This is a genomic window from Vibrio bivalvicida (assembly GCF_001399455.2).
Taxonomy (GTDB): domain Bacteria; phylum Pseudomonadota; class Gammaproteobacteria; order Enterobacterales; family Vibrionaceae; genus Vibrio; species Vibrio bivalvicida.
In genome coordinates this window covers 90,587-113,790 of sequence record NZ_LLEI02000021.1, presented here as the reverse complement: position 1 = coordinate 113,790, position 23,204 = coordinate 90,587, and the positions used below count along the sequence as shown (strand labels likewise).

Here is a 23,204-nt window from a genome sequence, read left to right as displayed (position 1 = left end):
CTATATGGATTCGATTGATCATCTTTGTAAGAGTCAGTTTTTGTGAACTATATTAATTAATCTCACATGGAATAAGGAGAGTGCGATGAGCCAGGAGGCACTACTATCTCGTTTAAACGAATTACCTAGAATCCAACGAGTACTTCAAGAATTGCTTGATATGGTCAATAACAGCGAGGTTGACTTTAGAGCATTAGCCAAAAAAATATCAACCGATCAAGTTCTTAGCGCTCGACTACTCCGCCTCGCCAACTCGGCTCATTTTGGGGGCAACAAGAGTGTTTCTTCAGTCAATGAAGCACTGCTTCGAGTCGGGACTGGGCCAGTCAGAACTTTAGTTGTTGCTTCCGTCCTTTCAAGCGCTTTTCCAAGAATCAAAACCTTAGACATGGGCAAGTATTGGGAGGAAACTTTCGAAGTGTCAATTATCGCTAGTAAAATAGCGCTTGAGACGGGGATGGACAGCAATGAAGTTTTTACCACAGGGGTACTACACAACATTGGCGAACTGATGATTCATACTTTAGTACCTGAGCAGGCAAAAGTGATCACACAACGCGCAGAGCAAGGTGAAAGCGCGATTGCTGTGCAGGAAGAGATTCTCGATATTACCGCCCCAACTCTAGGTGCAAAGTTAGCCAAATCATGGAATTTTCCTGACGATATGGTTGACGCAATTGCCAACTTTGACGAGCCACGCGATGCAGAGATCTCACCTAAGATGGCAACGACGCTACACTTAGCTCGTTCTATTCATCGCGACTGGGATAAACTCGAAAGCAATGAAGGAAAGTCCCGTTATCTAACCGAACACCCAGACTCTCGCCTTTTGCATATTTCAGCTGACTTTGCCCCGACTATAGATAAATACCGAGGGAATGGTCGCGACCTCGCTGCTTATCTCAATGCAGCGTAACTTTATAGGCGAGCCCTCTGCTCGCCTTTTTCCTATCAGAAATTATTGTTATCGCATAAACTAATCTAGATAAATTTTTGTTATGTGAGGATGTGATGATAAACCCTGCTTGGCTCAAAACCTTTGTGACTTTGATCGACACTGGTCACTTCACTAAAACTGCAGAAAAGTTGTTTATGACTCAGCCAGGTGTCAGTCAACACATCAAAAAGCTCGAACAGGCTTGTGGTTATCCCTTAATTGAAAGGCACAACAAAAGCTTTGAAGTGACCGACTCGGGACGTAAAGTCTATCAATACGCGACGCATATGGAGCGTCAAGAGTCAGAACTACTCAGGTCACTTAATATGGAGGACCCATTCTCTGGTAGTGTATCGATTTCTTGTTCTGGCTCTTTGGCTCTTCTGCTCTATCCGAATCTGCTCAATTTACAATGTAAATATCCTGCACTCATTCCAAGATTAGAAGCTGCACCACACCAAAAAATTGTTGCCGATGTTTTGTCTGGTATGACGGATATCGGTATCGTCACTCATATTCCATCTGATTTGAGATTTGATACCGAAAGATTAGGCAATGAACCACTATGCTTAATGTTACCTAAAAAATATACCTCTCGGCCGCTAACACAAGCTAGCTTGAAGGAAATAGGTTTAGTTCAGCATCCAGATGCAAATCATTATCTTTCGATTTACTTTGCGCAATGTGGTGAACCCGAGCTAGAGAAAGTAAATATTGATGATATTCCTGTGACGGGCTACATCAATCAGCTGAACCAAATCTTACTACCTGTCGCCAATGGGTTAGGCTTCACCGTGTTGCCCAAAAGCGCGCTCGATACATTTGTAGAAAATGACCGCATTTCAATATTTGAACCTTGTAATGAAGTGGTTGAAACACTCTATTTCTTAACGAAACGTTACCGCCAACGGCCAAAAAGATTTGAGACGATCAAAGCCGAGATGACTAAACATTTTCGTTAATAGCGAAACAAGTAGGCTAACCAAAACGAAAGTTGGTTTCCAACTCTTCAATCCAAGCGCCACCTATCGCTCCAATCAGGACTATATTCACCGTAAAGCGTTTGCCTTCTTTCGAGCGCAAAGAAAAAGTTTCTAGTTTTCTTTCCCCTATAGCTAAATACTGGGTCTTAATGCTGTACACCGAGTAGTCCCAATACCCTGATTCGCTAATCACCAAAGAACCTAACGTCCCCGTTTTTGCCACGACGCTTTTAGGATTAAAACGTACACATCGACGATTTTCTCCACTAATCTGCAACTTACCCGAATCAAAAAGTAGTGGGAAGAAATCACTCTGTGCGACAAAAGAGTTCACCGTATGATCGTCATTGGTCATTTGATGCAAGTAAGCCATAACGTTCTCCTTAAGATAACTCAGCGACCGTGCGCGCCTATATCTATAGCTAACGCAATGTGCATGCCAGAAAACAATACTCAACAGGGTGAATATTATCTCTTGTTTTCAAATAGATAATCTTGGACGGAAAAATTGCTCCCGTTCATTCCCAAAATGAGAAGCAAAACAAGACGAAACCCTCAAATTGGCAACGAAATATTTACAATCATTTTGCGTAGCTTCCAACTTAAAGTGTTAATCTCCTCACTCCATAAAAAAAAGACAAAAAAATGAAGCTAGAACACATTGACACTCCGGCATTATTCATTGATATCGACGCAGTCGAGTCGAACCTTGTAACAATGCAACAAAGGATAGACCAGCTAGGTTTAACACTTCGCCCGCATACTAAGGCGCACAAAATTCCTCAATTGGCACAAAAGCAAATTGAATATGGTGCACAAGGGATCTGTACTTCCAAACTTGGTGAAGCAGAAGTGATGATGGCAGGGGGGATTCAAGATATTCTTATCACCACGCCGATTGCTGGTACAAAAAAATATCAACGCTTGATAGACCTTTGCACCCAGTACCCAGACGCCACACTTTATCAAGTAATCGACCATCCACAGCATGTCAACGCTATCGCTAAGCTGGCAATGGATAAAGGAATCACGGTCAAACTTCTAATTGAAGTTGAAAGCGGGCAGCAGCGTTGCGGCGTTCCTGTAGGCAGAGAACTTTTGGCGTTGATAGAACAGATCATGAACACACCTGGTGTTCACTACTCGGGTATTCAAGCTTATAGCGGCCACCTCCAGCTCATTAAAGGTTTTGAACATCGTCAACTTCAGGCGCGCACAGCCGTTACCGAATTGTTTGACTATATTGAAACAGATTTGAAACCTCGCGGACTAGATCCTGATATTGTCAGCGGTGGAGGTACTGGAACCTATCAAGCCTACCAAGGGCTGGGATTTACCGAAATACAAGCAGGCTCTTACTTATTTATGGATGCTTCATACGGTTCCATTGGTGATGAAACGCACCCGACACAAAACCAACAATTTGTTCCGGCGCTGAAGGTGCTGAGCACCGTTATTAGTATACCCGCAGAAAACCGTGCAGTTATTGATGCAGGTATGAAAACGCTCTCTATTGATCTCGGTATGTCAGCCGTTGAGTCTCATCCTGATATTCGCTATCAATGTGGTGGTGATGAGCATGGCATTCTTCATTTCGATGACAACCCAGATCTAAAGATAGGCAGCACCCTTGTGTTGACCCCAAGCCACTGCGATACCACTTTAAATAACTTCGACTATTTGCATGTCATTAAACAAGGTGAAGTGATTGAACGCTGGCCAATTGCAGCTAGGGGTCGCTCAGACTAAAACGTAAAAAGGAGCCGACGGCTCCTTTTTTCTGGTGATATTTTCATTATGCTTCGAGAACGTCTTCGCCAGACATCTCAGAAATCAACAGTAGATCATCTTCATCAAGCTTCATGCCCAATACTGGCAATCCGTGCTGAACGACCCAGCAGAGGAAGAATACCAATACGCCTAACGCAACCAAACCTAGTGATAACATAGCCAAACCTCCTCCTTGATTATCAAAACAGTATCGATAACTTGAAGATGCGACTATTTGAGAGGGGTAAAGCAAAAGGCCTTTGAAAATACTGAGTTCTTATACGTTTTTCGATGCACCCTTAACGAGAAGTTCGTTAAGCCCTGTGTCTCTTTTTGCGTTCAGTTTATTCGTATTTACGCTGGGAGTTTACTCGTTTCTCTACACCTTTAAGTTATTGGGATACCCTTTCAATATAGTGATACCGTACAAATGTCGCAACTACATTTAGTGCCATATCGACATAAGATCACAAATTTTATGCTTCCATGCGCATAATTATCCATTAAAGCTCTTTTTCAGCTATGAACGATGCCAATTCTGCTTGTCCTTGCTTGCTATATCTAGGTAATCAAATACCTGACGCACGAAAGGAGCACCAACTTTTGAGCCACCATTACCATGTTCGATCACCACGGTTGCAACATACCTCGGATGATCACAAGGAGCAAAAGCGGTATACAAACCGTGGTCGAGTAGATCGTAACTCAACTCTTTGGAGTTATAGACCTGATCTTTCTTTAAGCCAAATACCTGCGCAGTCCCCGATTTACCACCACTACAATAGCTGGCGCCCTTAAATGCCCTACGCCCTGAACCTCGACTACCAGAATTAACCAAACGCATTGCGTTCATTGCAATATCCCAAGTCTGATTGCTCACCCCTTTTATCTGTCCTTCAGCTTGAATTGGGTTAGTTTTTTGTTCGCTAAAAGGCGCACTATGAGCAAGAGTCGCTTTTAATAAATGAGGAGCAACGACTTGGCCATGATTAACCAAGACGGAAGTCGCTTTAGCAATTTGCAAGGGAGTTGCTGTCCAGTAACCTTGTCCAATACCAATGGGCACAGTGTCACCTTTGTACCAAGGTTGACGGTAGCGAGACTCTTTCCATTCTCGAGTCGGCATGTTGGCTCGCGTCTCTTCAGGAATATCAATGCCGGTTAATCTGCCAAAACCAAACATATTCATCCAGTCAGAAATACGGTCAATGCCAAGCTCATAGGCGATATGATAGAAGAAAGAGTCCACCGACTCTTCAATCGCTAAGGTTACGTTTACTGGCCCATGCCCCCAGCGATTCCAGTCACGCCACACTTTACTCTTTCGAGTCGAACCCGGGATATGCCAAGCGCCATGATCATCGCGAACCGTATCTGGTGCAATGATATCTTCGCTAAGCCCCGCGACGGCCATAAATGGCTTAACTGTAGAAGCTGGTGGATAAACCCCCAACGTCGCACGATTAACCAAAGGATGGAATGGGTCATTAAGCAATTTGCTGTAGGCTTTGCTAGAAATTCCCTCAACAAACAGATTAGGGTCATAACTCGGACTAGAGACTATCGCAAGAACGCTGTTATCACGAGGATCTAGTACCACAGCGCTTCCCTCACGGTGATCTAGCTTATCAAAGACAAACTTCTGTAAATCAATATCAATATTTAGAACCAAATCCTGACCAGCCACTGGAGGAACATATTTGATCGTGCGGATAACACGACCGCGGCTATTTACCTCCACCTCTTGGTAGCCCTGCTGGCCATGCAATATGTGTTCGTAGTACTTTTCGATTCCTAGCTTGCCGATCGTTTTCGTGGCTCGGTAGTTCGCCAGCGCCCCACTTTCATCTAGCTGCCTAATATCACGGTCATTCATGTGGGCAACATAACCTAAAACATGCGTTAATATTTCACCGTATGGATAATCTCGCTTCATATCGACATCAATAGAAAAGCCCGGCAGTTCATATTGATGAACTGAAAATTTCGCGATCTCTTGTTCCGTGAGACCATTTTTGACCATAACAGGTTTAAAGCGTTTACCATGATGGCTTTTTATTTTTTCTAATTGAACATCAGAAAGCGAAACAAACCGCCCTAGCTTGTCCAAAGAGGCATTCAAATCCTCGACTTTTTCCGGAATCATTTGCAAAACATAAACAGGAAAATTATTGGCTAGGACTTTACCGTTGCGGTCATAGATCAATCCACGCGTCGGCGCGATAGGCAAAACTTGAATACGGTTGTCATTGGCTCGTGTTTTATAGTACTCGACTTGCTTTACTTCTAAACGGTAAAGGTTAGCGACCAGCACGCCAAGCAGAGCAATCATGGCGACAAAGGCAACAACCGCTCGATTGCGAAACAATTTTGCTTCTTGATCGTGATTTCTTATCGCTTTGCTTTGATGATGAAAATTCATAGGCAGAGATAAAGGCCAGCCCAAACGCCACCCTTTATTTTTTTACATTTAGTTACATTTGTCGCAGACGTTATCAATAACCGCATTCTGTTATGTGCGAGCAATGTAAACAATGTCAGGAAATATCCACACAATAACGAAAACCCCGAATGCTGCCATTCGGGGTTTACGTTGTTTCACTTTAAGTTAAGCGCCGATCACACCACCATCTTCACGTGTAATCGCCATGATAGTTGAACGTGGCTTACTATTACCACCAGCAGGGAAGTGAGAAGGTGCACCCTTTTCACCCGGGTGCTGAACTCCGACAAACATGGTTTTGTTATCCGCCGAGAAGGTAAGGCCTGTGATTTCGCACGCGACAGGACCAGTTAAGAAGCGACGCACTTCGCCCGTAATTGGATCACCACACAACATCTGGTTATTGCCTTGTCCAGCAAAGTCACCTTTGTTTGAGTAGTTACCATCGGTTTGAATCCACAAACGACCCGCCTTATCGAACCCAATACCATCAGGACTGTTGAACATATTGTCAGCATTGATATTTTCACTACCCGCGTACAAGTCACCTTTATGCACTTCTGGGTTACCTGCGATTAAGTACAGATCCCACTCAAAGCCATCGCTGGTGTGATCACCCTTTTTCGGCACCCAGCGAACAATCTGACCATAGTGGTTTTCTTTGCGTGGATTCGGACCACCGACTGGCTGGCCTTCTTTCACACCACGGTGCTTGTTGTTGGTAAGCGTACAAAATACGTGCTTGTTGTCTGGGTGAACAGCCACCCACTCAGGGCGATCCATTGTCGTAGCACCAACTTGTGTTGCTGCGCGGCGAGCAAAAATCATCACCTCAGCTTGGTCATTGAAGCCGTTCTCTTTGGTCAAACCATTTTTACCATGGGTCAGCTCTAGCCATTGGCCGTTTCCTTTAAGCTCTTTGTCGTCCATCTCGAACTTAGCTACGTACAGCGTGCCTTCTTCTAACAGATCGCGATTCGCTTTATCGTTACCTGGTTGGTACTTGTTCTTAGACACAAACTTGTACAGGTGTTCACCACGCTCATCATCTCCGAGGTAAACCACAACATGACCATTGTCGTTGACTAGTAACGCTGCGTTTTCGTGCTTAAAGCGACCTAGCGCTGTACGCTTAAGTGGTGTTGAGTCTGGATCATTAGGATCGATTTCAACTACCCAGCCAAAACGGTGCGGTTCATTTGGATGCTTAGCAACATCAAATCGCTCATCAGTATCGTGCCATTGATATTTGCTCTTAGCTGCTTTGACACCATAACGCTTATGATCACTTGAGACATCTGCGCTACCACTTGTACCAAAGTAACCATTAAAGTTTTCTTCACACGTCAGGTAAGTCCCCCAAGGGGTTTGACCGTTCGCACAGTTGTTAAATGTGCCAAGCGGCTTCATGCCCGATGGATCTAGCTTGGTCTTCATCAACTCATGACCTGCTGCCGGGCCAGTCAGCTTCATTTCAGTGTTAGCAGTGATACGACGGTTAAGCTTACCGTTTCTATCCAGCTTCCACTGTTCACCAGATTTAACGATTTCAAACACTGTGACACCGTGTGCCGCTTGGGCTTTAAGCACGTCGTCAGCAGTCATCGCCTTACCGCCGTGGTCAAACAACAAATCATAGTTGGTGTATTCGTTGTTGACCGCAATAACAGCACGATTTTCGCTGATTGGGTAGAAGCTCATGCCATCGGTGTTGTCACCAAACTGACGCAACTGAGCTTTGGAGTCTTGCTTACCACTTGGGTCAAACTCTGGCGCATCGGCGAATATTGGGTCACCCCAAGAAAGCAGTGGTGTGGCTTTATAACCTCTAGGCACGATAAACGCATCAGCAGTTGATGCTGGTACCGCTTCGAAATTAAGCAATCGGCTGTCAGTGCTTGCCGCTAATGCTTTGGTAATTGGGTTGAGTGAAAGAAAAGCACTGGCACTTACTGCTGCTGTTCCAGCCAAAAACCGACGACGAGATAAACGCGCGTCGATCATTTGGCTAAATTCAGAATCCTGATTGTCACACTTCTTGTTTGAAACCGGACGCATTGCTGACTCCTTGCTTAAGTAATAGTTATATAAATGCGAGGAAATCGTAGACGGGAAAGATGACACTTCAGTTAAGTTATTGTTTAGTATTAATTAATAAAAAACGACACTTAGCGACAAGTTACATTTCAAACTTATTAAACTGCGCCATAGTTCACTTTTAGCTAATAAGGTATGGCGTACATGCAAAAAAATGTGATCTAAAACCTAGATCTTTTCGATTTTGACGACTAAATTGAACCCTGTTCATGAGGAACTACGTTCACATACGCTCAATGAAGAGCTGCATTGTTTCTAAGTGAGGGATTATCATGAAGAAAATGAGAAGAGCACAATTGCATCGCGTTCGCATTCAATACTGGAAAGAGTCGAACAAAGACGCGAACAAATCGTCTTAATGTGCTAACACCCAACTAAGCTGGCTTAACCGCCAGCTTTTGCGTTTTTATAGCCTGAAAGCTGAATAGCGAATACACCTAATCCACTCCTTTCGTAAAACAAAGCATTCCACTACCATCAAATCATCAATACACTTTTTTTGAGCCTCTTTGGCAAATTCCCCCCTCTTCAATTGTGAAAACCAAATAAATGATCATGGGGAATGTATGTTTTATATGAAAAACCTGCCTTTATGGCAAAGAGCAACTCGTGCTGTAGCTGGTTTCGTGATGCTAGGATGTGGCTTAATCGGTTTCTCTGGACTACCAATAGGGTTCCTAATGGCAGGCGTTGGGATAATTACTGGCTTGACTGGTGTAGTTGGTTTTTGTCCAATGTGCTCGATAGCAGTTAAGAAGAGCAAATGAGGAACGAAATGAGGTTTGAAAAGTATAGCGCTTCAGCCTTTGAATTGGCTCGTTTAGGTGATGAAAATGCATTAAGAGACCTTTTAATTGAAGCACAACCAGATATTAGACGTTATGCCAAGCGCAACTGTTTCTCTGCGGATATTGATGATGCTGTTCAAGAAACACTGTGGGTATTATCTAAAAGGATAGGGACAGTAAAAATGCTTGCATCACTCCCTGCTTGGTTATTTACCATTGCAAAGAGAGAGTGTTATAGGATGGCACAGCGTTCAAAAGCAAACTCAATTGTTCACCATGCAGAAGACATTCATGAATACCAGGACGATATATTGCTTTCTAGCAAACCTGAACATGAACTTAGGTATGATTTAACAAGAGCAATTCATTCACTACCCGACCACTACAAGCACATCGTGTTGCTTAGGGATGTCGAAGGTATGGCTATAGAAGAAATTGCCCATAGGCTAGGTAAATCGCGAGATAGCGTAAAAGGGCAGCTTTATAGAGCAAGAATGTTGGTAAGAGAACATTTGATTTAATATCGAGGTTAGAAATGAAACCAACAACAATATTTGCTAGTCGGTCTTTAACCGAGCACTTCCTGCGTGGAGGTTCGGGAGTGCTACTTTTGTGGCTTGCCGTTGAGTTATCCGTTTCCAATCCGTTTGTATCTTTAGGATTAGGCATCACCTCATTATATCTATTCCGTGGTTGCCCTGTATGTTGGGTAATAGGGTTATTTGAGACAGTTTATCGAGGATATGCCAAACTCAGAAGTCGACTAGCTTAAGAAACCACTAGTTAGCTTATATAGACGAAGACCCCAGCAATTGGTGGTTTTCGTTAGCTAAATACAATGTTCTCTAGCCATCATTCTAGAAATAGCACCCCACTAGACAGTCACAAAACTTTACTTAACGGTAAAGTTAAAATACCCTAGCATCCATAAAAAATGAGAAGCGAATGACCAAATTCAATAACTCATACCAATAAAACAACGAATCAGGGACAGATATGAACAAACTCGCCCTTTCACTTGGCCTAACCTTAACACTTGCTCCAACACTATTTTTCGGCTGCCAACTTTCTCAAGCAAAGCCATCAGCTAACTCGACCGCTTACATGGTTCAATTACCTATTGAACGAAAAGCGACTAAGTTGATTGCGCTCGAAGGCGAATTCAAACCATCTAAGTACACCAAGATTCAAGCGGAAAACAGCGGAAAAATTGCCAATATCTACGTCCAAGATGGTGAATACGTTGAAAAAGGTCAGCCATTGCTAGATTTCGATGCCACCTTGGCAGCTCTCGCAGTCAAGACCGCCCAAAATGAGTATCAAATGGCAACCAGAAACATCATCGAGCTTACTCGTACCACCGGAGAGGATGACCCAAGGTTTGAAAGCGCTGTCAATGCAGTAGAAGCGACCAGAAGTAACTTACTGATCGCACAACAAGATCATGAGGCGACCACCATGTACGCCCCATTCTCAGGCACACTAGGCCAGTTCCATTTGAATGCAGGCAACTATGTCAATGAAGGTGAATTGATCACCGAACTGGTGGCAACGAACACGGTCGAATTGCACTTTACCGCTTCACCTCAAGTGCTGAACGTATTTCGTCAGGTGTTAAGCCACGACCCTGACAGTTTGCAGGCTTCAATTGTCAGTCCTGAAGGCAGCTATATTGATGGCAAATTGCGATATATTGATTCTAAGCTTGCCAACCAAGAGCTTAGTGCTTATGCGATCTTCGACAACCGAAACGGAGAACATTTAATTGGCTCAAAAACCGCTTTCTATTTAAATAGCCCACAACAAGAGCCTCAGTTATTTGTCCCGGTCACTGCCATCCACACTAACGACGGCACACCGACGCTGTTTGTATTGGATGATAAACGCGTGGTGAGGCCAAAGCAGGTGACAATCGCAAAAATCAAAGAGAGCTACACTGGTTATGTACCCATAAAATCAGGATTGGAACCCAACGACTTCGTGCTGACAACACCTGAAGCACCAGAGTTGGTCGGCAAGAAAATCGACCCAATGGTTAACCTTGTTAATCAGCTCAATGAGATACTCAATCGCCAATCTTGATGGTAAAAGCAGCAAACAAGTCGATAAAAGATGAAAAAACTCTCAATAAGCTATTTTAGTGATAGAAGGCATGATTATTTATGGTAGCTTTGCTTCTTTCCCCATCCTGTACGGATAAAGGTATGGATAAACGAAACCAGCGCAGCGAGAGAACCAAGTTCGGTATCATCTTAGCTGCCATTGAGTGCTACAAGGAAATGGGCGTACAAGGCGCCTCGTTAGAACTCATTGCAAAGAAGGCAAATTCGACCAAGCCCACTGTCTATTCTCATTTTGGATCTAAAGAGAACCTATACAAAGCGGTTGTCGGTTACATAATGGAAGAAGAAAAGCTCAATCATGCTTTACCTGATTTCAATCCGGCTATCGATATTCGCCAACAACTGATCGACATTTTTACCCTGCAGCTTGAACACATCATGCAGTGTGAAAAGCGCCGTCTACTTGTCGCTATTACCATTGAAGCTATGTGTCAGGGCAAATGTCACTTAAATGAAGTAGAAAGCATTAAAGCCTGCCCAATGGAGGCTTGGCTTGAAGAGGCAATTCGTCACGGCGCTTTACCGCAGCAAAACACAGCAGAACTGGCTACCAATCTTTGGGCATTGGTAAAAGGTAGAACTTTTTTCCCCGAGTTCCTGGGTATGGCAGCTAACGACTCAGCTGAGCGTCAGTCCAACTTAGAATCTGCGATAGACTTCTTTCTTGGCTGCCAAGGCATAAAATCAAAGACCCCAAACCAGTAATTGTTGAGTGCCCCCAATCGGAATGACTCTTTAAGATTGAGGATGGAATAATGTCAGGCGGCTCTTTGGGCTCTAAATCCCCAAGGACGTGCTGACGACCATTTCGGCAAACATGTCTTTGCCCCTTTCTTTGTTTCAACTGATTCGACACATTAATCCAAAGCATTATTTGACTTATTTGTCCTTATCTCACAGCATGACAAAGTTTGCATATTCACGACAGATGCATAGTGAGACTAAAAGTTAGTTCAAAAATATACCAATCATATGAAATGAAAAAGCCCCTAGTCGCGTCTAAAGGCTTGCATGTGGCGGTGAGCAGCCACATGAATTTAGGTTTAGTGAGTTGCTTTAGGATAAGCACTATTGCAATGGGCGGGATACCAGCATGAGAAAACGGGTAGGACACATAGGATCACCTGTGCTTTTAAACATGCATGAGTCAGAACAGAAAACAACAAAGGCCTGAATAGTCGGGCCTTTGTTGTCGTCATTGAAGCTCATCCTTGAGCAATTAACTTAATATACAAAAGTAACACTCATCAAATTGGATTAAACGCACCCCAACAGCGTTGCTTTTGCCCTGCCAGAGCTTGTTTTACTGGTCAATATATTTTTCTGGAAGCACTCTTACTTGAAGTACATTGTCGATATCAATGAGCTTAGCTGCCGCCAAAATATCTTCTTTTGTTGCTGCAGCTAATTCTTGCGCAGTGATCCCATCGGCTTCAATTATATCCGGGTAAGTTTGCGCTGTTGAAGTTAAGTCGAACCAATAACTATTGCTTTCTACCTGCTGATCTACAGCGTCCATAATTGGCGTTGCTGCTCGCTTAAGTTCATCGTCCGTGATCAGCTCACTTTGCAACGATTTCAGCACATTCTTATAGGCTAAAAAAACCTTATCAACTTGAGCGATGGTCGTATTGCTATTGATTGTTAGGTAACCGAAGTTTTTAAAATTGTAAGATTGCGTGCGCCCAGACCAAGGACTATAAGCGGCACCGATAGCCTCTCTGATTTCTCTTGTTACGCGTTGCTGAATGACGTTCTCCAACAACAAAAAGTGTAAGCTTTGTTTCGTATTACGAGCATCAGGCAGATCCCAGTAGCTACTTGCAAGTGCTGTTGTTTTTTCACCTTTGTGATACCAAGTAACATCTTCCTTTTTAATTGCTGGAAACTCTACCTGATAACGTTCTATTGTTGCGTGTGCCTTAATATCTAATGCACCGAAAGTTTGGGCCACGTAGTCAATCGCCTCTTGAGGAGAAATATCACCAACAATACCTATCTCTACTGGGCCATTCGAAATGGCATTATCCATTATCGGTTTCAAGTCAGACATAGAGAATGCATCTAGCTCTTTCATGGAAGGTTCGACCCATCGCAAGTCACCACCATGCAGTTTGGACCTAATATTAACAGCCTGAACTTCTTCTGGGCTTTCCTGGTAGGTTTCTAAGTAATTACTTAACATTTGTAGCGTGAAAGACTTGCCTTGTTCACGGTAGCCACCGTCAATCATTAAGGCGGCAAATACCCGAAGTTGATTAAGCGCATCTTCAATTTTCACTGCCTGTTTCAAAACAAATGCGTTAGTCTCTACCGTGGCTTCAAGGCCCATGGTCGTGCCTGCAAATATGCGCTTCAAATCATTAATATCATGAGCTTTAAGCCCACCAGTAGACATGCCGACGTTGTACAAATTAATCAGAGCAGATTGCTCTTGAGTTAATGCCATCAGCCCTTTACCAACACGGGCAGAGATGTATACAACGCTCTTCTCAAAATCGGTCTGTTTAATATTCAACATGACACCATTATCAAAACGATAGCGAAGAATATGTCCGTATTTGGACGTACCAATTAGCTTAGCTTTGCCTGGCTTACCAAAGTTCTGGTAAGCAAATTCAGTGGCAGCCTTCTCCACATAGGGCGTTACCTTAGTTTGTTGGCTTTCCGCATATGTTTCAAGCAACGTCTTCTCAAGGCCTGGGGCATTGCTACGCTCGGTTAAATAGAGACGAGGTGGTTGAGATGCCCACCTTTTCCGAAAGGCCTCATTAATTGATTTAACGGTCAATTGGTCTCGTAGTTCATAGAATATGGATAGGTCGGTTTGTGGTGATGCGATAACGTAACCACTATCAACGGCATTCATGACTCTGTTAGCAAGAGTGGCACTTGACGAATCCCCAGCCGTTTCGACACTAAGCTGTAGTTCATTTTCTAACGCTGTAAGCTGCTTCTTGATCTCATCTTCGGTAAAACCGAACTCAACCGCTTGACGTAATTTTTGCTCTAGTGTTGAGAGGCCAAATTCCCAATCTCTATCTGCTGTTGTCACCCCGATTTGACTTACACGAACAGATTCTAAGCTTATCTCTGATGACATACTCGGTGACAGAATTCGACCGCCACTTTCGTACGCTAATGTGTCAATACGATTAATCAAAGCCCTAGTGCTAAGTAAGTGAGTCCAGTACTCTAGATTTAGTGCCTTACTGTTGGCTTCAGGTGACTCCTTCTCGAGAAAGTTAAATTCTATTCGCGTCTCTACATTTGGATCTGTAAACACTTTCGCTTCAACTTTACTCGGCAACACGACGTTAAACTCTGGGTCAACAGCGGGCTGAAACTCTTTATTACGCCAGTCAGAAAAGAAATGTTTAACGCGTTCAAGCATAACGTCATGACTCACATCGCCAGCCAAAACCAGAGTCGTATTCCTTGGAGCGTAATAAGTTTGATAAAAACTTCTTAGGTCCTTTTGGATGACTTGATCCATCCCTTTGATTGTCCCAAGGCCAATTTTATTGGGTAGATTTGCTCCTGCATAAATATAATCTGAAGAGTCAAGGAAACGGTCCAGCCCTACCGACTGACGCTCACGAACTTCAGACTTAATGACCTTACGTTCCCTATCTATTGCGCCTTGATCCAACGTTAACTCAGAAGCCGTCTCTCGTAATAAAAATAATGCCGTATTAATGCTTTCAATATCTGCCTTAGGTAAATCGAGTCGGTAATTAGTGTTGGTCATACTTGTGGTGGCATTAGTGTCTGCGCCAAAAGCTAAACCGTGCCTTTCAAGCATTGAAATCATTTCGCCTTCTGGAACATGAGTTGAGCCATTAAATGCCATATGCTCTAAAAAGTGTGCAAGTCCTGGCTCTTTACCTTTCTCTTGAAATGAGCCTGCGTCCACAAACATACGAATAGATAGCCCCTGTTTGGGCGTGCTGTTTTCAACGGTGATAACGCGCAACCCGTTATCAAGCAGAACCGTTTGATAACGAGAATCTAGAGCGATATCGGTTTGGGTAAACCAAAGTGCTGATTCATTAGGCGCTGAGATTGTCGTAAAAGGAAGACACGACAGAGAGAGTAATACAAGAGTTTGCTTAAATTTTTGGTTCCACATAGGTTACGCACTGGGTCTAAATGATGATTGAGATTAATCCTATAGGCAGCGTAAATGCCTGTCGAGAAATTAGTAACCTCACAAAATTAGATTTTATATTAGTAATATAAGAATTGCGTCGATGAGTGCGCATAGTAATCACTTACCCTTATGAACTTTGGCAATGTAGTGGTTAGGCAAAGTACAGAAGTAAAACGATAACGTTTGATCATGGAGAGTCGGTTGATGTATTGGACCATTGCGCAGCCTATTCTTCTCGCTCCGGTTATATGATTACGTCTCAAACATGTGGTGATTGGACGGGCGATCGAGTTCCTAATCCATACGACCCCACCTTCAGCCGAATAGACGCTCACTTGTGAGTTGACACCGCGGTACAAACCAACAGTCCAAGGCCATCAATCGAAAAGATTGCAGTCGTACTGCAATGACTCATCGTACTATGGAAACTCCCGTTCATGTACACGAGACCTCCTAGTGGGGGAATGAACTTTAAAGGTTTTGTTGTACTACAGGTAATCCGTTAAAAACTAATTTAGTGCAATCAATGACACAGAAGTGTCCAAATACTAGCTAAACAACCGTATTCAAGAACAAGAGTGAATGGAATCTTGCTAAAGGTGTGTCGATAGTGCCACCGACACACCTTATCGTTGTTGGCGTTAGGAACAGACTTTATAGGCTCGCACCGTTGCTTGAAATGACCCCCCGATACCAGTAGTAACTTTTCTTAGGTTTTCGCGCTAGAGTTCCGCTTCCATCATCGTGACGGTCAACGTAGATGTATCCGTAGCGCTTACTCATTTCTGCGGTTGAATTCGCCACAAGATCGATCGGTCCCCAACTGGTAAAGCCCATCAGATCGACACCGTCAAGCACCGCTTCCCTTGCCTGAACAAGGTGATCATTCAAATAAGCGATACGATAGTCATCGATAATTTCGCCATTTTCATCAACTTCATCACGAGCACCTAGACCGTTCTCAACGATAAACAGTGGCTTTTGGTAACGATCATAAAGGAAATTGAGCAGAATCCGCAGACCTTTTGGATCGATTAGCCAACCCCATTGACTCTTTTCGAGGTATGGGTTTGGCACGCTATCAACGATGTTGCCCACCTCTTTTTGCTTTGGATCGGCACTGGCACAGCCACTTGCATAGTAACTAAATGAGATAAAGTCGACACTTGAACTCGCTAGCTCTTCTAGGTCACCCGGTTCCATTGCAATTTCTATCTCTTGCTCACGGAAGTAACGCAGCATGTAGCCAGGGTACTTGCCTCGGGTTTGCACATCGCCAAAGAACAGCCACTTATTGTTTTCGTGCATCGCTGCAATCACATCATCAGGGTTACAGGTATATGGATAATTGATCGCACCCAGTAGCATGTTGCCGATTTTTCCATCAGGTATGATTTGGTGGCACAGCCTAACCACTTTAGCATTCGCGACTAATTGATGATGAATGGCCTGATAGATCGCTTGCTCTGAGGCATCTTCTTCGAGCCCGACACCAGTAAACGGGGCGTGTAACGACATATTGATTTCATTGAACGTCAGCCACAGCTTGACTTTATCTTTGTAACGTTCAAATACCGTGCTGGCGTAACGCTCAAAGAAAGTAATCAACTCACGGCTCGCCCAACCACCATAATTTTCGACTAAAGCGTAAGGCATTTCATAGTGAGACAAGGTAACAAATGGCTGGATATTGTGTTTGGCAAGCTCATCAAAAATCTTGTCGTAATAAGCTAGCCCTTCCTCATTGGGTTCACGCTCGTCGCCATTAGGAAAGATGCGTGTCCACGCGATTGAAAGGCGTAAACAGTTAAAGCCCATATCATTAAATAGGGCGATATCTTCAGGGTAACGATTGTAGAAATCGATGGCCAAATCTTTAATCCCATCGGTTCGCTGTTCGCGGGTTTGATGGGGGCTTAAAATCCCATTTGGCAACATATCTGATGTAGATAATCCTTTGTTATATAAATCAAAAGACCCTTCTACTTGATTGGCAGCAATAGCGCCTCCCCACAGAAAGTGATTGGGAAATGTAGTCATATTCGATTCCTAAATCAGCATTAACATCTGCCAATCATTGTAGAGATGAAACAAGGAACAAATGAGGTCTGATTGATTAGCCGTTGTTTCCTATTTTTTGCCACAGCTTAGATTATAATTTTCACCATTTCGAGACCTTAACGACAACATTTAGCCAGTACAGATATTATGCTTACTGTAGGATATTCGACAGAGGACTCGATTATGAACTACCGGCATATTCTTGTTGCCCTAGAGCTTGAAGAAGAAACCAATGCTCTAATTGACAGGGCAGTATACCTAGCCAAACTGGCCGATGCACAAATCTCTTTTATCCACGTTGATGGCTCACATGGAGAAATCTATCCAGAGTTAGTTGATTTGAAAGAGAGCCCTGATCAGCAACCATTAGGCGAACACGCCATAGAGCAAATCATCGCTTTTGAAGATTATTGCCCACTCGCTGTAAGACAGATATTTGTCGGCACCGGAGAGTTAGCTGACAAACTCAAAGGCACGATAGAAGAGAACAACGTTGATTTGCTGATATGCGGTCATCACCATGATTTTTGGAGCAAGATTGTCTCTTACTCTAAACACTTGGTTGATAAATCACCGGTTGATATTCTCGTAGTGCCAATCTAAACAGATTGCACTCAGTCGGTAAGGCACAGGCGAGCATCGAATTGTCTCGCCATGTCTTGGCTTGTCCTCACTCCCCCTGTAAAGCATTCTCCTCGCCTCTGCCAATTATGGATATGTTCTTCCATAGTGATTGGAACAATTGGCTATTTTTCTCTGCGAGCTACTGCACTAAATTAGCCCCATCGACATGAGCAAAAGCGGATTTTCGATAATTGGGGCATGTTCCAGCCACACGTTAATTGTTGACGCACCGAACATCAAACCCGAATGAATTCGTAATTTTTAGATAGTTAGGAGCCAACATGACTCATCCAATCATCAAAGATTTAAACACTCGTTACACAGCGAAAAAATACGACGCAACAAAACGTATTTCAGAAGAAGATATGCAAGTAATCAAAGAAGCTATCCGCTTATCTGCATCTTCAATCAACTCTCAGCCTTGGAAATTTATCGTACTTGAAAGTGATGAAGCCAAACAGCGCTTCCACAATACGTTTGCTAACATGCACCAGTTCAACCAACCGCATGCAAAAGAAGCATCACACACTATTTTGTTTGCTCATAACCCGCACTTTACTAAAGAGCAATACGCAAAAGTTGTCGATGCAGAAGTAACTTCTGGACACTTGCCAGCAGAGCGTTACAACGACATGCTAAACGGCGCTTACGGTTTTGCTGAGCTAAATACAGATGAAACTGGCTTTAACGGTAACTGGACTAAAGCTCAAACCTATATCGCTTTGGGCAACACGCTGCACACTCTTGCGCGTATGGGCATTGCATCTACTCCAATGGAAGGGGTTGACCCAGAGCTAATCGGAGAAGTCTTCAAAGATGAGCTAGACGGCTACGTGTGTGATTTTGCTTTGGCTATGGGTTACCACAAAGAAGGTGAAGACTATAACCATGGTTTGCCAAAAGCGCGTCTTCCAATGGATGACGTAATCACTACACTTTAGGGTCTATTGACCTAGTAACTAACCAAGAGAGTGGCATCAACCATGACAAAGTTAACCATCATTGCCAATATCATTGCTAAAGACGGTCAAGTAGAGCTAGTAAAATCTGAGCTTATCAAGTTAATCGACAAGACTCGTGTTGAGCGGGGTTGTATTAACTATGACTTGCACCAAGACAATCAAAACCCAGCTCACTTTGTATTCCACGAGAACTGGGAGTCAGAAGCCGCGCTTGATGAACACTTGGCAAGCGAGCATATTGCGGCATACTCAGCAGCGGTAGAGGGCGCAATCGAGAGTTTTACCCTCAACAAGATGACGCACATTGCGTAATCGAGGATAATAGGCGGTGTTTTTTCCAACCGGAGCTCCGCCTTATGAATGTCACTCACCTCAAAGCACTATTACTTGCCATCGAGCTGGGGTCGATTTCCGCTGCGGCGCGTAAGTTAGGTAAAAAACAATCTCAGGTCAGCCAGTGGATCTCTGACCTTGAGATTGATTTAGGTGTCAGCTTTTTCGATCGAACAGGCAACAAAAGCACCCTAAGTGCTCAAGGTGAACAACTCCTCCCTTCCCTAACTCATACCCTTGCGCAACTTGATAAACTCAACCATCGAGCAGCAGCACTTAGCCAAGGAGAGCCATCGTCCATTCGCATCGGACTTGAGCACTATATTCCTGAGTCCCCGTTAACCAAGGCAATCACTACTCTGTTTCAACTGCCTAACTTGTGCCTAGAGATTTACCGCGCAGAGTTTCAAGAACTCAGCGAAGATCTGCGCAATGGCGACACAGATATCGTCATCCGCCATGAATCAGGACAGCTGCATCAAACTGAAATGGAATACGCTAAATTAGGCTGCTATCAAGAAGGCTTGGTCTGCCACCCTTCTATGACTCTAAAACAATCGCAGCCTGTCTCTGTTGACGACTTAAGCTTGTTTAAAGAGTTGATTTGGGGAGAGCTTGGAGAAGAAGAGGGAGAAGGGTTTAGCCCCGATTATGCAGTGATCAATGATCTAACGCTACTCATTCGGTTGCTAGAAAACGGCCAAGGGTTTGCGTTCCTACCTCTGGATAATCTCCATCAACAGCTTGAATCGGGCTCCCTCGTCGCTCTTGACTCTGACTTTGAGCAAGGCGCTATCCCACGCCGTGTTGAACTCAACTGGCGTTCCGGCCTCACATTATCAGAGACCGGAAACAAGGTGATTGAGGCGATTAAAAACCTGCACCAATTTAGATAATGCGAGTGCTTACTGCTGCTCTAAATCAAACACTATCTTACCTTTTAGGATCGTCATCCAAATATCAGTGGATTTAATTTTTTCTGGTGAAAGTTGGGTAATATCATGAGAAAGCACGGCAAAATCAGCCGACTTACCTAGCTCAATCGAGCCCGTTACATCATCAATACCTAGGCTAACAGCGGCATTAATCGTATAGGCCTCAATGGCGTCTTTAACGCTCGGCAAACCTGTCTTGCCCATAATCACACTGTTAGCGATCCCCACCAGTGGATTGATGTCGTGAACGTTCCAATCACTGCTTAACGATACGTTAGCACCAGTATCAAAGATAGCTTTTAGGTTCATCAAGGCTCTTGTGCGTTTAGCACCTAAGAAGGCTTCTGCCCACTGGTGATCGTGGTAAGCGACGTAATCAGAGCCGACTTGGAAGTCCGCAGTCACATCTAATTTAGCAAAACGTGGCACATCTTTAGAATTGACTAACTCTACGTGAGTTAAGGTGTAATCTTTATCGCCACCTTGGCCGCGCATTGCTTCGATCGCGTTCAACGACTCGCGAATCGCTCCATCACCAATCGCATGGATATGAGCCCCATAACCAATTTTATCTAGGGCTTTTAACCACGTCTCCATCGCTTGTGGCGGAATATAGTTAATGCCATACGGTTCATCTGGAATATAGGTATCAAGATAAGGCGCGAGCGTCTTGGCGGTACCATTGACCAAAATACCATCGCTGTACATTTTAACTTGATCAACTAGCAGCAACCCTGACGTATCCGCAGAATATATCTCGCTTAAGAACGACAATTGAGGCTGCATACTGTCCGTAGGGTAAATCCAAGGTCTAAGCGAAACACGAGCGGTCAGATCACCGCGCTTCTCTGCTTCTTGCCATACTTCATACCAGCCGCGCTTCCAATATAGGCGACCATCACCGATCGTGGTAATACCGTGAGATCGCGCCTCTTCTAGCCCTGCCATTAGTCCTTCATAGCTTTGGTCAAACTGCTCTTCCAAGCTGTTCCAAGCCATTTCCATTACGATATCACCAGCGTTATCAAACAAAATACCACTGAGCTCACCTGTGACCTCATCCTTTAGGATCTTACCACCTTGTGGCTCTGACGAGCTTTTAGTGATACCTGCAAGCTCTAAAGCAACCGAGTTGACCCACATAGAGTGAGAGGTTTGCTCCATAATAATAACTGGCTGATCTGGGAAAACGGCATCGATCACTTCAAGTGGAGTTCTCTCGTTATCCTCTGCGAGAAGCGCTTCAATTGAAAAGCCATAGCCCATCACCCATTCCCCGTTGGTCGCGTCTTTGCGACACGCCTTAAGGTATGGGATTTGATCCTCTAATTCTGCATCCATGCTCACTTCACATTGTCCACCCGCTTCCGACGCAGCTTCAAAGACATGGTTATGGTTATCGACAAAACCAGGCATTACATAGGCGCCTTCTAAGTCAATCACTTCGGTATGACGATTGGTGAATTTATCTGATTCGGCACTTTGGCCAACATAAAGAATTTTTCCGTTGGCGATGGCTATCGAATCTGCCGTTTGGTGACCATAAATGTTGGCATTGGTTAACACCATATCCGCACTGTCTGCTGCAAAAGTATGAGTACTCATTGATAAGCTCGCGAGTAATGTCAGAGTGAAAGCTCGTTTCATTGGCTTGTTCCTTTTTATTCTTCCCTAACGCTTCTCAGTATAGGGTTAGTGAATACGCATAGCCTAACAAGTGATTAGATTCGGGGAAAAATAGTCACTATCAGAGAATTGGGATAGTCAGTTTGAACTGTTCCGTTAATCTTTTGCGATTTTTGTCGCAATTGATCTACGTAGCTGCCAAAGTAAGCAGATAAAAATAAACAAGTAGATGCTCAACCCTGTTACCTTAGATTGTAAAGATAAGCCTAAAGGGGTGGGAAACCAGCTAAGAGATAATAATAAATGGATTCAATTACTCAAGCAGCATTAGGTGCAACAGTAGCAGGCGCCATTGCGGGCAGAAAGTGCAATGCAAAAGTGCTGTTAGTCGGAGCCGCTCTAGGTACCTTACCTGATCTTGATGTCATACTCGATTATGGCGATGCGGTACAAAATACCATTAAGCACCGTGGTTTTAGTCACTCTCTGTTGGTTTTGTTGCCATTTTCTTGGATTATTTCTTGGCTGTATTGTCATTGGAAACCAGATAATTTCTGGAACTTATCCCGCACATTTTCACTCACCGCATGTGTGTTAGTCACCCATGCTCTGTTAGACGCAATGACGACTTATGGCACACAACTTATATGGCCGATACAAGGTTACTTTTCACTTAACAGTGTATTTATCATCGACCCTCTGTACACCGTTCCGCTTTTGGTCGCAATTGGTGTAAGTCTGTTCTCAAACTCTAGAGGTAGCCGATGGTGCTTATCTATGCTGCTCACCTCCACGCTTTATTTGGGGTGGGGCTATGCTTCCCAGCAGATCGTTGCTTCTCGAGTTGAAGACAACTTAGTGTCACAAAACCTCCCTAGGCAACAAGTACTGATTACACCGACCCCTTTCAATACGCTGTTATGGCGAGTCATTGTTATGGATGAAGAAGAGTACTGGGAAGGCTTAGCCTCAATATTAGACGGCCACTCTCGTATTGATTTTGTGTCACGCCCATTAGGGCAATGGCCCCTGCAAGATAATCCCGAGACATTAAAAGGTTTGCAAGCCTTTGCTCATAACTACGTAAATTATCGAGTCGAAAGCGACGCTTTAATTGTCACTGACCTACGCTTGGGAATGTCTGATAATCTGCCGTTTGAATTTATCTTCGCTCGTATGAATGAGAATGGCAATTGGCGACTACTCGATACAACTCAGCGCTACCCCAGTCAAAGAAGCTTGGCGCAGCTTGGTCAATTGTGGGAGCGACTAAAAGGGGACCAAACGATTAATGCAAACTTGCACACTACAACACAGCGCGAAGAGCAACCAACTCAGGGAAACAAGACGCCATTGGGCAGCGGCTAAC

Annotated in this window: 19 protein-coding genes; 12 read left to right on the top strand and 7 right to left on the bottom strand. The window is 44.0% G+C overall.

Annotated features, from left to right (window positions below; translation table 11 throughout):
- The first annotated feature begins 85 nt into the window (after positions 1–85).
- Together APB76_RS05805 and APB76_RS05800 are read left to right on the top strand one after the other, a co-directional pair.
- On the top strand, positions 86–916 hold the full coding sequence (locus APB76_RS05805) for an HDOD domain-containing protein (protein ID WP_054961159.1): 831 nt from the start codon (positions 86–88) through the stop codon (positions 914–916).
- Positions 917–1,011: 95 nt separating this feature from the next.
- Positions 1,012–1,899 carry a LysR family transcriptional regulator gene (locus tag APB76_RS05800; protein ID WP_054961160.1) on the top strand — a complete coding sequence of 296 codons (888 nt, stop codon included), beginning with the start codon at positions 1,012–1,014 and terminating at the stop codon, positions 1,897–1,899.
- 16 nt (positions 1,900–1,915) lie between these two features.
- Here the strand turns inward: APB76_RS05800 and APB76_RS05795 are convergent, their stop codons facing one another.
- Complete coding sequence (locus APB76_RS05795; protein ID WP_054961161.1) at positions 1,916–2,293, bottom strand: VCBS domain-containing protein; 378 nt, start codon at positions 2,291–2,293, stop codon at positions 1,916–1,918.
- A 272-nt stretch (positions 2,294–2,565) separates the two neighbouring features.
- Between APB76_RS05795 and APB76_RS05790 the strand changes: the two genes are divergently transcribed.
- Positions 2,566–3,669, top strand: coding sequence for a DSD1 family PLP-dependent enzyme (locus APB76_RS05790; protein WP_054961162.1), 1,104 nt, complete (start codon positions 2,566–2,568; stop codon positions 3,667–3,669).
- A gap of 46 nt (positions 3,670–3,715) precedes the next feature.
- Here APB76_RS05790 and APB76_RS22915 read toward each other — a convergent pair whose 3' ends face one another.
- The 3 genes from APB76_RS22915 to APB76_RS05780 all read right to left on the bottom strand — a co-directional run bounded on the left by APB76_RS22915 (position 3,716) and on the right by APB76_RS05780 (position 8,191).
- Entirely contained in the window at positions 3,716–3,874 is a 159-nt protein-coding gene (locus APB76_RS22915; protein WP_157633185.1) for a hypothetical protein, read from the bottom strand.
- A 336-nt stretch (positions 3,875–4,210) separates the two neighbouring features.
- On the bottom strand, positions 4,211–6,112 hold the full coding sequence (gene mrdA / locus APB76_RS05785; protein WP_054961163.1) for a penicillin-binding protein 2: 1,902 nt from the start codon (positions 6,110–6,112) through the stop codon (positions 4,211–4,213).
- Positions 6,113–6,298: 186 nt separating this feature from the next.
- On the bottom strand, positions 6,299–8,191 hold the full coding sequence (locus tag APB76_RS05780; protein WP_049844584.1) for a PhoX family protein: 1,893 nt from the start codon (positions 8,189–8,191) through the stop codon (positions 6,299–6,301).
- 605 nt (positions 8,192–8,796) lie between these two features.
- Here APB76_RS05780 and APB76_RS05775 point away from each other — a divergent pair.
- From APB76_RS05775 to APB76_RS05760, 4 genes are all read left to right on the top strand, one after another.
- A complete protein-coding gene (locus APB76_RS05775; protein WP_049844583.1) occupies positions 8,797–8,997 on the top strand; it encodes a YgaP family membrane protein in 201 nt (66 codons plus the stop codon).
- Between the two features lie 8 nt (positions 8,998–9,005).
- Positions 9,006–9,539 (top strand): RNA polymerase sigma factor, encoded by a 534-nt coding sequence (locus APB76_RS05770; protein ID WP_049844915.1) that lies wholly within the window; start codon positions 9,006–9,008, stop codon positions 9,537–9,539.
- A gap of 475 nt (positions 9,540–10,014) precedes the next feature.
- Positions 10,015–11,100 carry an efflux RND transporter periplasmic adaptor subunit gene (locus APB76_RS05765; RefSeq protein ID WP_049844582.1) on the top strand — a complete coding sequence of 362 codons (1,086 nt, stop codon included), beginning with the start codon at positions 10,015–10,017 and terminating at the stop codon, positions 11,098–11,100.
- Between the two features lie 122 nt (positions 11,101–11,222).
- The gene (locus APB76_RS05760; RefSeq protein ID WP_049844581.1) at positions 11,223–11,846 is read left to right on the top strand and encodes a TetR/AcrR family transcriptional regulator; all 624 of its coding nucleotides are present in this window, start codon (positions 11,223–11,225) and stop codon (positions 11,844–11,846) included.
- 598 nt (positions 11,847–12,444) lie between these two features.
- On the opposite strand, the gene APB76_RS05755 is transcribed toward APB76_RS05760, so the two are convergent.
- Positions 12,445–15,273 (bottom strand): M16 family metallopeptidase, encoded by a 2,829-nt coding sequence (locus APB76_RS05755; RefSeq protein WP_054961164.1) that lies wholly within the window; start codon positions 15,271–15,273, stop codon positions 12,445–12,447.
- A gap of 675 nt (positions 15,274–15,948) precedes the next feature.
- Positions 15,949–17,334 carry a glycoside hydrolase family 1 protein gene (locus APB76_RS05750; RefSeq protein WP_054961165.1) on the bottom strand — a complete coding sequence of 462 codons (1,386 nt, stop codon included), beginning with the start codon at positions 17,332–17,334 and terminating at the stop codon, positions 15,949–15,951.
- Positions 17,335–17,538: 204 nt separating this feature from the next.
- Here APB76_RS05750 and APB76_RS05745 point away from each other — a divergent pair, with 204 nt between their 5' ends.
- The 4 genes from APB76_RS05745 to APB76_RS05730 all read left to right on the top strand — a co-directional run bounded on the left by APB76_RS05745 (position 17,539) and on the right by APB76_RS05730 (position 20,170).
- A complete protein-coding gene (locus APB76_RS05745; protein WP_049845937.1) occupies positions 17,539–17,958 on the top strand; it encodes a universal stress protein in 420 nt (139 codons plus the stop codon).
- A 302-nt stretch (positions 17,959–18,260) separates the two neighbouring features.
- Positions 18,261–18,920: a nitroreductase family protein gene (locus APB76_RS05740; protein WP_054961166.1), complete on the top strand. Its 660-nt coding sequence runs from the start codon at positions 18,261–18,263 to the stop codon at positions 18,918–18,920.
- 42 nt (positions 18,921–18,962) lie between these two features.
- Positions 18,963–19,253, top strand: a complete 291-nt coding sequence (locus APB76_RS05735) for a putative quinol monooxygenase (protein ID WP_049845935.1) — start codon at positions 18,963–18,965, stop codon at positions 19,251–19,253.
- Between the two features lie 44 nt (positions 19,254–19,297).
- Entirely contained in the window at positions 19,298–20,170 is an 873-nt protein-coding gene (locus APB76_RS05730) for a LysR family transcriptional regulator (protein WP_054961167.1), read from the top strand.
- 9 nt (positions 20,171–20,179) lie between these two features.
- Here APB76_RS05730 and APB76_RS05725 read toward each other — a convergent pair whose 3' ends face one another.
- Positions 20,180–21,856: an amidohydrolase gene (locus APB76_RS05725; RefSeq protein ID WP_054961168.1), complete on the bottom strand. Its 1,677-nt coding sequence runs from the start codon at positions 21,854–21,856 to the stop codon at positions 20,180–20,182.
- Between the two features lie 282 nt (positions 21,857–22,138).
- Between APB76_RS05725 and APB76_RS05720 the strand changes: the two genes are divergently transcribed.
- The gene (locus APB76_RS05720) at positions 22,139–23,203 is read left to right on the top strand and encodes a metal-dependent hydrolase (protein WP_054961169.1); all 1,065 of its coding nucleotides are present in this window, start codon (positions 22,139–22,141) and stop codon (positions 23,201–23,203) included.
- Position 23,204 lies beyond the last annotated feature (1 nt).